Here is a 2,500-nt window from a genome sequence, read left to right on the forward strand (position 1 = left end):
ACAGGAATCTCTACCTGTTGGCCATCGGATACACCTTTCGGTCTCTCCTTAGGTCCCGACTAACCCAGGGCGGACGAGCCTTCCCCTGGAAACCTTAGTCTTACGGTGGACAGGATTCTCACCTGTCTTGCGCTACTCATACCGGCATTCTCACTTCTATGCGTTCCAGCGCTCCTCACGGTACACCTTCACCACACATAGAACGCTCTCCTACCATCCCCTAAAGGATCCACAGCTTCGGTAAATTGTTTTAGCCCCGGTACATTTTCGGCGCAGGGTCACTCGACTAGTGAGCTATTACGCACTCTTTGAATGAATAGCTGCTTCTAAGCTAACATCCTAGTTGTCTGTGCAACCCCACATCCTTTTCCACTTAACAATTATTTTGGGACCTTAGCTGGTGGTCTGGGCTGTTTCCCTTTCGACTACGGATCTTAGCACTCGCAGTCTGACTGCCGACCATAATTCATTGGCATTCGGAGTTTATCTGAGATTGGTAATCCGGGATGGACCCCTCACCCAAACAGTGCTCTACCTCCAAGAATCTTTCTGTCGACGCTAGCCCTAAAGCTATTTCGGAGAGAACCAGCTATCTCCAAGTTCGTTTGGAATTTCTCCGCTACCCACAAGTCATCCAAGCACTTTTCAACGTGCCCTGGTGCGGTCCTCCAGTGAGTTTTACCTCACCTTCAACCTGCTCATGGGTAGGTCACATGGTTTCGGGTCTACATCATGATACTATGGCGCCCTCTTCAGACTCGGTTTCCCTACGGCTCCGTCTCTTCAACTTAACCTCGCATCATAACGTAACTCGCCGGTTCATTCTACAAAAGGCACGCTCTCACCCATTAACGGGCTCGAACTTGTTGTAGGCACACGGTTTCAGGTTCTCTTTCACTCCCCTCCCGGGGTGCTTTTCACCTTTCCCTCACGGTACTGGTTCACTATCGGTCACTAGGGAGTATTTAGGGTTGGGAGATGGTCCTCCCAGCTTCCGACGGGATTCCTCGTGTCCCGCCGTACTCAGGATCCTGCTAGGTATAAAGATTATTTAAAATACGAGGCTCTTACTCTCTCTGGCAACCCTTCCCAAGGTCTTCTTCTATAATCTTTAAGTCCACATCGCAGTCCTACAACCCCGAGAAGTAAACTTCTCGGTTTGCCCTCTTGCCCTTTCGCTCGCCGCTACTCAGGCAATCGCTTTTGCTTTCTCTTCCTGCAGCTACTTAGATGTTTCAGTTCACTGCGTCTTCCTCCTCATATCCTTAACAGATACGGGTAACAGGCATCTACCTGTTGGGTTCCCCCATTCGGACATCCCTGGATCTACGCTTACTTACAGCTCCCCAAGGCATTTCGTCGTTTGTCACGTCCTTCTTCGGCTCCTAGTGCCAAGGCATCCACCGTGCGCCCTTACTAACTTAACCTTATTTTTGACCTCTCAGTCATATACTCATTAATATTCACAGCGTTTCGGTTTATTTTCTTGTTACTATTTGATATCGTTATTCAATTTTCAATGTGCTAAATTTAGGATATTCAGAGACGGTTCGCTTGCGAAAACTTCTGTAGAAAAATAGGAAACTGACGCTGTGTTCCATGAACACAAGGAAGTTTATCTTTTTTCCTAAGAAGTTAGTCTCGTATTCAACTTCACTTCTTTATTAAGTTCAGTAGGATTCTATCCTAATGGAGCCTAGCGGGATCGAACCGCTGACCTCCTGCGTGCAAAGCAGGCGCTCTCCCAGCTGAGCTAAGGCCCCGTACAATACATAGTTGTACTCTATTTTATTTTTTCGCGATACTCTATTGTTAAGTTACCGCTGGTCCCTGTCGTGCGCTAACGCTTCGACAAAGGCGAACTGGCGTTCTCCTTAGCTGAGCTAAGGCCCCACAAGACCTCTCAAAACTAAACAAGACAAACTCAATGGCTTCCGTTTTCCTTAGAAAGGAGGTGATCCAGCCGCACCTTCCGATACGGCTACCTTGTTACGACTTCACCCCAATCATCTATCCCACCTTAGGCGGCTGGCTCCTTACGGTTACCTCACCGACTTCGGGTGTTACAAACTCTCGTGGTGTGACGGGCGGTGTGTACAAGGCCCGGGAACGTATTCACCGCGGCGTGCTGATCCGCGATTACTAGCGATTCCGACTTCATGTAGGCGAGTTGCAGCCTACAATCCGAACTGAGACTGGCTTTCAGAGATTAGCTTGCCGTCACCGGCTTGCGACTCGTTGTACCAGCCATTGTAGCACGTGTGTAGCCCAGGTCATAAGGGGCATGATGATTTGACGTCATCCCCACCTTCCTCCGGTTTATTACCGGCAGTCTCGCTAGAGTGCCCAACTCAATGATGGCAACTAACAATAAGGGTTGCGCTCGTTGCGGGACTTAACCCAACATCTCACGACACGAGCTGACGACAACCATGCACCACCTGTCACCGATGTTCCGAAGAAACTTCCTATCTCTAGAAATAGCATCGGGATGTCAAGA

General features: G+C 49.2%; 1 tRNA gene and 2 rRNA genes (2 of these 3 only partly in view). All 3 read right to left on the reverse strand.

Annotated features, from left to right (window positions below):
• Window positions 1–1,427 (reverse strand): 23S ribosomal RNA (locus ANG_RS10570) (it extends 1,475 nt beyond the left edge of the window).
• Between the two features lie 263 nt (window positions 1,428–1,690).
• A tRNA-Ala gene (locus ANG_RS10575) sits at window positions 1,691–1,763 on the reverse strand.
• A gap of 184 nt (window positions 1,764–1,947) precedes the next feature.
• A 16S ribosomal RNA gene (locus ANG_RS10580) occupies window positions 1,948–2,500 on the reverse strand; it runs 1,003 nt beyond the window's last position.
• The 16S and 23S rRNA genes sit together here with 1 tRNA gene alongside, the layout of an rRNA operon.

Origin of the sequence: Streptococcus anginosus subsp. whileyi MAS624, assembly GCF_000478925.1 — a bacterium.
Classification (GTDB): Bacteria; Bacillota; Bacilli; order Lactobacillales; family Streptococcaceae; genus Streptococcus; species Streptococcus whileyi.